Origin of the sequence: Paraglaciecola sp. (assembly GCF_051252315.1) — a bacterium.
Lineage (GTDB): Bacteria > Pseudomonadota > Gammaproteobacteria > Enterobacterales > Alteromonadaceae > Paraglaciecola.
Genome location: NZ_JBPOFP010000149.1, coordinates 1 through 9,348 on the forward strand (window position 1 = coordinate 1; position 9,348 = coordinate 9,348).

A 9,348-nucleotide genomic window follows, 5' to 3' on the forward strand; every position below is an offset into this window, starting at 1 on the left:
AGCGAAAAGAAACGTATCCGTAAGGATTTTGGCAAACGCCCACAGGTATTGGAAATACCGTATCTACTTTCAATCCAATTAGATTCTTTTAAGAAATTTATTGACCTAGATGTTGATGGTCAGCATGGTTTGGAAGCAGCATTTCGATCGGTTTTCCCTATCAAAAGTTACTCAGGTAACTCTGAATTACAATATGTTAGTTACCGTTTAGGTGCGCCAGTATTTGATGTTAAAGAATGTCAGATCCGTGGTGTTACATATTCTGCACCGTTGCGCGTAAAACTGCGTTTAGTGTTGTTCGATAGAGAAGCAGCACCTGGCACAGTTAAAGACATTAAAGAGCAAGAAGTATACATGGGTGAAATTCCACTCATGACAGATAACGGTACATTCGTTATCAATGGTACTGAGCGTGTTATTGTGTCGCAACTGCATCGTTCTCCAGGCGTGTTCTTCGATCACGATAAAGGGAAAACTCACTCATCAGGTAAAGTGTTATATAACGCGCGTGTTATTCCTTACCGTGGTTCGTGGTTAGACTTTGAATTTGACCCTAAAGATAATCTTTTTGTACGTATAGACAGACGTCGTAAATTACCAGCGACTATTATGTTACGTGCACTAGAAATGCCTACTGAAGAAATTCTAAGTTTGTTCTTTGAAACAAACCAAGTAAGAATTGAAGGTGAAAAATTCCTGTCTGATGTTGTACCAGATCGCCTACGTGGTGAAACTGCTCAGTTCGACATCTTAGACGCAAAGGGTAAAGTCTTAGTTGAAACTGGTCGTCGTATTTCTGCTCGCCATACGCGTGCTTTAGAAAAGGCCAAGATTACTGAATTAGAAGTGCCTGCAGAGTATTTGATTGGACGTGTATTTGCACGGGACTATATCAATGAAGAAACAGGTGAAGTAGTTGTTTCAGCAAATGATGAATTAACCTTAGAAAATTTGGCAGAGCTTGTTGAAGCAGGTGTAAATTCTTTTGATACACTTTATATCAACGAGCTAGATCACGGTGCTTATATTTCTAACACCTTACGTATCGATGGTTCTACTAACAAGCTTGAAGCTTTAGTAGAAATTTATCGTATGATGCGTCCAGGTGAGCCACCAACTAAAGATGCTGCTGAAACATTATTTACAAACTTGTTCTTCTCAGACGATAGATACGATCTGTCATCTGTTGGTCGAATGAAGTTTAACCGCCGAATTGGTCGTGAAGAATCTACAGGTGCTGGCACTTTAGACAAAGACGATATCGTTGCTGTAATGAAGCAATTAATAAAGATTCGTGACGGTAAAGACGATGTTGATGATATTGATCACTTAGGAAACCGTCGTATTCGTTCTGTTGGTGAAATGGCCGAAAACCAATTCCGTGTTGGTTTAGTACGTGTAGAACGTGCGGTTAAAGAACGTTTATCTTTAGGTGACCTTGATGCAATTATGCCTCAAGATCTTATCAATGCTAAACCTATCTCTGCTGCTGTAAAAGAGTTCTTTGGTTCAAGCCAATTATCTCAATTTATGGATCAGAACAATCCATTGTCAGAAGTTACGCACAAACGTCGTATTTCTGCTTTAGGTCCAGGCGGCTTGACTCGTGAACGTGCTGGCTTTGAGGTGCGAGATGTACACGCAACTCACTACGGTCGTTTATGTCCTATCGAAACGCCTGAAGGACCAAACATCGGTTTGATCAACTCTCTTTCGAGTTTTGCTCGTACTAATGATTTTGGTTTCTTAGAAACGCCTTATCGCAAGATTGTTGATGGTATGTTGACAGATGAAATCGACTACTTGTCAGCCATTGAAGAAGGCCAATATGCAATTGCACAGGCAAATGTAATATTGGATGACAATGGCAGATTGGCAGAAGATTTGATCCCATGTCGTCACAGAGGTGAAACTACTTTAATGTCTGTAGATGACATTAAATATATGGATGTTTCGCCACAACAAATTGTGTCAGTAGCAGCAAGTATTATCCCGTTCCTTGAACACGATGATGCTAACCGTGCATTGATGGGTGCAAACATGCAACGTCAAGCAGTACCTACGCTAATAGCTCAAAAGCCATTAGTTGGAACAGGTATGGAGAAAACCGTAGCGGTAGACTCAGGTGTAACTGTTGTTGCTAAACGTGGTGGTACAGTCGACTTTGTTGATGCAAGTCGTATTGTAATTAAAGTTAATGAAAATGAAACGACTGCTGGTGAAGCTGGTATCGACATTTATAACCTAACTAAATACACCCGTTCTAACCAAAATACTTGTATTAACCAAAAACCAACTTGTAATGTAGGCGAGCCTATTGTGGCTGGTGACGTATTAGCTGATGGTCCTTCTACCGATTTAGGTGAGTTGGCTCTAGGTCAAAATATGCGTATCGCATTCATGCCTTGGAATGGTTATAACTTCGAAGATTCAATCTTGATTTCTGAGCGCGTAGCGCAAGAAGACAGATTTACTTCTATCCACATTCAAGAGTTAAGCTGTATCGCTCGTGATACTAAGCTTGGTCCAGAAGAAATTAGTGCTGATATACCGAATGTTGGTGAGTCTGCGCTAGGTAAATTGGATGAATCTGGTGTGGTATATATCGGTGCTGAAGTGAAGGGCGGCGATATATTAGTAGGTAAAGTGACACCTAAGGGTGAAACACAACTTACACCAGAAGAAAAACTATTAAGAGCAATCTTTGGTGAAAAAGCATCTGACGTAAAAGATACTTCGTTACGTGTACCTAATAGTGTGCACGGTACAGTTATTGATGTTCAGGTGTTTACTCGTGACGGTGTTGAAAAAGACAAACGTGCACGTGAAATCGAAGATATGCAATTACGTGAAGTGAAGAAAGATCTAGGCGATGAATTTGGTATTCTTGCTGATGGTATTTTTGCACGAGCGACTAACTTATTAATAAAAGCTGGCGTAGAGCAAGCTAAATTAGATAGTACGCCACGTGAAAAATGGTTCGACATCTTATTAGATAATGAAGACCAGCAAACAGAGCTTGATCAAATTGCAGAGCAACATGCTGAAATCAAATCTGACTTCGACACTAAGTTTGAAATTAAACGTCGTAAAATCACTCAAGGTGATGATTTAGCGCCAGGTGTACTTAAAATAGTTAAGGTTTACCTAGCTGTTAAACGTCACATTCAACCAGGTGATAAAATGGCTGGTCGTCACGGTAACAAAGGTGTTATCTCAACGATCCAACCAGTAGAAGATATGCCATATGATGAAAACGGTACGCCGGTAGACATCGTATTAAACCCTCTAGGTGTTCCTTCGCGTATGAACATCGGTCAGATTTTAGAAACTCACTTAGGTATGGCTGCTAGCGGTATCGGTGTGAAGATTGACCGCATGCTTAAAGAGCACGAAGAAATGTCTAAGTTGCGTAACTTCCTTAAAGAAGTTTATAGCGCAGGTAAATCTCACCAAGACGTAGACATTGATAACTTTACTGATGATGAAGTGACACGTTTAGCTGACAATCTACGTGCCGGTGTGCCTATGGCTACACCAGTATTTGATGGTGCTACTGAAGCTGAAATCAAACACATGTTAACTTTGGCTGATATTCCTGAAAGTGGTCAAATTACTTTGTTTGACGGTCGTACAGGTCGCCCATTTGAGCGTCCAGTGACTGTAGGCTATATGTACATGCTTAAACTTAACCACTTGGTTGATGACAAAATGCATGCTCGTTCAACCGGTTCTTACAGCTTGGTTACTCAACAGCCGTTGGGTGGTAAAGCTCAGTTCGGTGGTCAGCGTTTCGGAGAGATGGAAGTATGGGCACTTGAAGCATATGGTGCTGCTTATACCTTGCAAGAAATGTTAACCGTTAAGTCTGATGACGTGAATGGCCGTACCAAAATGTATAAAAACATTGTGGATGGTGATCATCGTATGGAACCTGGTATGCCGGAATCTTTCAACGTATTGTTAAAAGAAATTCGTTCACTAGGTATCAACATCGAGCTAGAAGAGCAGTAAGCGCTTAACTGAGCTATACACAGGATGGTTCAGCACTTGTTAGTGCAAATGCTGAACCTTTGCAATTGACTCCGCTGGGAGAGAAATGTGAAAGATTTATTAAAGTTTCTTAAGCAACAACATAAGAGTGAAGAGTTCGATAATATTCGAATTGGTCTAGCATCACCGGAAATGATCCGGTCTTGGTCTTTTGGTGAAGTAAAGAAACCAGAAACAATTAATTACCGTACCTTTAAACCTGAACGTGATGGTTTATTCTGTGCTCGTATATTTGGGCCGGTTAAAGATTACGAATGTTTGTGTGGTAAATATAAGCGCCTTAAACACCGTGGTGTTATATGTGAAAAATGTGGGGTTGAAGTAACCTTAACTAAAGTACGTCGTGAGCGTATGGGCCACATTGAATTGGCAAGTCCAGTTGCACATATTTGGTTCTTAAAATCCTTGCCGTCTCGTATTGGTTTAATGTTAGACATGACCTTACGTGATATTGAGCGAGTGTTATATTTTGAATCATACGTGGTTTCAGAACCAGGTATGACAACGCTTGAGCGTAGCCAACTTCTTACAGAAGAAGAGTACTTGGATGCCCTTGAAGAACATGGTGACGAATTTGAAGCTAAGATGGGTGCAGAAGCAGTATTTGAATTGCTAAAAGCACTAGACGTTGATGCTGATGTTGTTGCTATGCGTGAAGAGTTACCAACCATTAACTCTGAAACTAAGCGTAAGAAAATTACTAAACGTTTGAAACTATTAGAATCTTTCCAATTGTCTGGTAACAAACCAGAGTGGATGATTTTAACAGTTCTTCCGGTATTACCACCTGATTTACGTCCATTGGTACCTCTAGATGGTGGTCGATTTGCTACGTCTGATTTGAACGATTTATATCGTCGTGTAATCAACCGTAACAACCGTCTTAAGCGTTTATTAGACTTAGCGGCACCAGACATTATCGTACGTAACGAAAAACGTATGTTACAAGAAGCGGTCGATGCGCTACTTGATAATGGTCGTCGTGGTCGTGCAATTACTGGCTCTAACAAACGTCCTCTTAAATCTTTGGCCGATATGATCAAAGGTAAGCAAGGTCGTTTCCGTCAGAACTTACTTGGTAAACGTGTTGATTATTCTGGTCGTTCTGTAATTACAGTTGGTCCTACACTACGTTTACATCAATGTGGTCTTCCTAAGAAGATGGCGCTTGAATTATTTAAGCCATTTATTTACGGAAAATTAGAAGGTCGTGGTTTAGCCACAACTATCAAAGCCGCTAAAAAATTAGTAGAACGTGAAGATCCGGAAGTATGGGATGTATTAGACGAAGTTATTCGTGAACATCCAGTATTACTTAACCGTGCTCCAACACTTCACAGACTAGGTATTCAAGCTTTTGAACCTACTCTAATCGAAGGTAAAGCTATTCAGTTACACCCTCTAGTATGTGCGGCTTATAACGCCGACTTCGATGGTGACCAAATGGCTGTTCACGTGCCGTTAACGATTGAAGCTCAGCTTGAATCTCGCGCTTTGATGATGTCTACCAACAACATCTTATCTCCAGCTAACGGTGAACCAATTATCGTTCCTTCTCAGGACGTTGTATTGGGCTTGTACTACATGACCCGTGACCGTGTAAATGGTCTTGGTGAAGGTATGGTTTTCACTAGTCCAAAAGAAGCTGAAAAAGCTTACCGTACAGGTAATGCTGAACTTCATGCTCGCGTAAAAGTACGTATCTCTGAATACGAGACTGACGCTGAAGGCAATAAAGTTGAAAAAATCACACTAACTGATACCACAGTTGGTCGTGCAATTTTCTCTGAGGTACTTCCTAAAGGTGTGCCATTTGAGATTATCAACACGCCTATGGGTAAAAAACAAATTTCTAAGTTATTGAACGTTTGTTATAGGACCTTAGGACTAAAAGATACAGTAATTGCTGCTGACCAAATCATGTATACAGGTTTCCACTACGCAATGATCGCGGGTGCATCTGTAGGTATTGACGACATGGTTATCCCAGATGATAAGAAAGACATCATCGAAGGTGCAGAAGCTGAAGTACGCGAAATCCAAGAACAATTCCAGTCAGGTCTTGTTACAGCGGGTGAGCGTTACAACAAAGTTATCGATATCTGGTCAAATGCAAACGAAAAAGTAGCCAAAGCCATGATGGAAAACTTGTCTTCAGAGACAGTTAAAAATCGTGATGGTGAAATGGAAGAACAGATTTCATTCAACTCTGTATTTATGATGGCCGACTCAGGCGCTCGTGGTAGCCCTGCACAGATTCGTCAATTAGCGGGTATGCGTGGTTTGATGGCGAAACCAGATGGTTCAATCATCGAAACTCCAATTACCGCTAACTTCCGTGAAGGTCTAAACGTACTTCAGTACTTTATATCTACTCACGGTGCTCGTAAAGGTTTGGCCGATACAGCATTGAAAACAGCTAACTCGGGTTACTTAACTCGTCGTTTGGTTGACGTTGCTCAAGATCTTATTATTAACAATGATGATTGTGGCACGTTCGAAGGTGTGAAAATGACACCTCTAATCGAAGGTGGCGACGTTGTTGAACCACTTCGTGAACGTGTACTAGGTCGTACAGTTGCCGAAGATGTATTAAAACCAGGCACTAAAGAAGTACTGGTAGAACGTAATGTTCTTCTAGACGAAGCTTTGGTTGATATGCTTGAAGTTAACTCTGTTGACCAAATACAGGTTCGTTCAGTAATCACTTGTGAAAATGATTTTGGTGTTTGTGCTAAATGTTACGGCCGTGATTTGGCTCGTGGACATATGGTTGGCCATGGTGAAGCTGTTGGTGTTATTGCAGCTCAATCAATCGGTGAACCTGGTACACAGTTAACCATGCGTACGTTCCACATTGGTGGTGCTGCATCTAGAGCATCTGCTGAAAATAGCGTTCAAGTTAAAACAACAGGTACTTTGAAATTACATAACGCTAAGTTTGTAATTAACACAGACGAAAAAGTTGTAATTGTTTCTCGTTCAACTGAAGTCACTATCATTGATGACCAAGGGCGTGAGAAAGAACGTTATAAAGTACCTTACGGTGCAATTCTTACTACTAAAGACGGTTCTAAAGTAACCTCTGGTGAGATTGTTGCTAACTGGGACCCGCATTCGCATCCAATCGTAACAGAACGTGCTGCGAAAATTAGTTTTGCTGACATTGATGACAGTAATACTGAGATGCAACAAGATGAGTTAACAGGTTTAACCCGTATCGTTGTTAACGACCTTGCTAAAGCGAATGCTAAAGAACCTAAGCTAATCCTAGAAAGTGAAGAGTTTGGTTTACAAGAAATTCGTTTACCAAGCTTTACAACTATCGAAGCTACAGATGGTATGGAAGCTAAGCCTGGTGACGTATTAGCACGTATTCCTCAAGAAAGTTCGAAAACTCGTGATATTACCGGTGGTCTTCCACGGGTTGCTGACTTGTTCGAAGCGCGTAAGCCTAAAGAGCCTGCCATCCTAGCTGAAGTATCAGGTATGATTGGATTTGGTAAAGAGACTAAAGGTAAGAAACGCTTAATGATTACACCTAAAGAGGGTGATCATTACGAAGAGATGATTCCAAAATGGCGTCAACTTAACGTGTTCGAAGGTGAAAACGTTGAAAAAGGTGAAGTTATTGCTGATGGCCCTGAGTCACCGCATGACATCCTTAGACTTCGTGGTATCAGTGCTGTTTCTAACTATATCGTTAATGAAGTACAAGAAGTTTACCGCCTACAAGGGGTTAAAATTAACGATAAACACATCGAAGTTGTTATTCGCCAGATGTTACGTAAGTGTTTGATCACTTATGCAGGCGACACTAACTTCTTAGAAGGTGAGCAAGTAGAAGTGTCTAACGTGAAAATCGCTAACCGTGAATTGGAAAAGCAAGGAAAAATTCCTGCTCAGTACGAACCACAGTTATTGGGTATCACTAAAGCATCGTTGTCGACTGAGTCATTTATCTCAGCCGCATCTTTCCAAGAAACAACTCGTGTACTTACCGAAGCAGCAGTGCAAGGTAAAGAAGATGAGTTACGTGGTCTGAAAGAAAACGTAATTGTTGGACGCTTGATACCAGCGGGAACCGGCTTCACGCATCATCAAAAACGTACAGCTAGAAAATTAGCTGAACTACAGGAGCTTGAAGAACCTTCAGTTTCTGCATCTGAAGCAGAGTTAGCCTTAACTGAAGCATTGAATGCTGAAGTAACGGATACCCCTGCAGACGAGTAAAAAATAAGATCAATAATTGATCTGAAAAAGTAAGATTGTTGTTTAAACCCACATATTGTGCAGTTTAACAGCAGTCTTGCTTGACAGTTCATCGTTTGATCATTAGACTTCCGCGACCCGAAATTAGGTGACTGAATTGTTACTTAAAATTGGGTCGCGGATTTTTCGCGTTTACGGTCTTATAAAAAGGCCAAAACAGTCGTAATTTTAATCAGGAGCTAGTTAATGGCAACAGTTAACCAGTTAGTGCGCAAGCCCCGCCAAAAGCCAGTAGTGAAGAGCAACGTTGCTGCTTTGCAGGCCTGCCCACAACGTCGTGGAGTATGTACCCGTGTATATACCACCACACCAAAGAAACCGAACTCTGCATTACGTAAAGTATGTCGTGTTCGTCTAACTAATGGTTTTGAAGTTTCTTCATACATTGGTGGTGAAGGTCACAACTTACAAGAGCACAGTGTTGTTCTTATTCGTGGTGGTCGTGTTAAAGATTTACCAGGTGTTCGATATCACACTGTTCGCGGTACATTAGATTGTGCTGGCGTAAGTGATAGAAGAGCCGGCCGTTCTAAATACGGCGCAAAGAAGCCTAAGTCTTAACGGTTCTCCGTTAGTAAGGCCAAACTAAAGTATTAATTGAGTTTTGGGAATATCCTGAAAATTCTACGGAGAATTTGAAATGCCAAGAAGAAGAGTCGTAGGTCAACGTAAAATCCTACCAGATCCTAAGTTCGGATCAGAGTTACTTGCTAAATTTATGAATGTCGTCATGTTAGACGGCAAAAAATCGACTGCTGAAAAAATCGTTTACGGTGCGCTAGAAATTGTTGCTGCTAAAGCTGACAAAGCACACTTAGATATATTTGAAGAAGCGTTGGACAACATCCGCCCTACAGTCGAGGTTAAATCTCGTCGTGTTGGTGGTTCTACGTACCAAGTACCAGTAGAAGTTCGTCCCGTTCGTCGAAATGCTCTAGGTATGCGTTGGTTAGTTGACGCTGCTCGTAAACGTGGTGAAAAATCAATGGCTCAACGCCTTGCAGCTGAAATGCTCGACGCTGC

General features: G+C 41.2%; 4 protein-coding genes. All 4 read left to right on the plus strand.

The annotated features are described in order from the left end of the window. The coding region (gene rpoB / locus ACSHXM_RS19475) for a DNA-directed RNA polymerase subunit beta (RefSeq protein WP_435691650.1) at positions 1–4,014 on the plus strand (4,014 nt) is incomplete at its 5' end. Between the two features lie 87 nt (positions 4,015–4,101). Beyond that, positions 4,102–8,286 carry a DNA-directed RNA polymerase subunit beta' gene (gene rpoC / locus ACSHXM_RS19480; RefSeq protein ID WP_435691652.1) on the plus strand — a complete coding sequence of 1,395 codons (4,185 nt, stop codon included), beginning with the start codon at positions 4,102–4,104 and terminating at the stop codon, positions 8,284–8,286. Between the two features lie 225 nt (positions 8,287–8,511). Next, entirely contained in the window at positions 8,512–8,886 is a 375-nt protein-coding gene (gene rpsL / locus ACSHXM_RS19485) for a 30S ribosomal protein S12 (RefSeq protein ID WP_435691654.1), read from the plus strand. A 79-nt stretch (positions 8,887–8,965) separates the two neighbouring features. Then, on the plus strand, positions 8,966–9,348 hold a 383-nt coding region (rpsG, locus tag ACSHXM_RS19490; protein WP_435691657.1), incomplete at its 3' end, for a 30S ribosomal protein S7.

Bases quoted from the DNA above. Each gene is read 5' to 3' on its own strand.
- rpsL (WP_435691654.1), top strand. From the start codon at position 8,512: ATGGCAACAGTTAACCAGTTAGTGCGCAAGCCCCGCCAAAAGCCAGTA.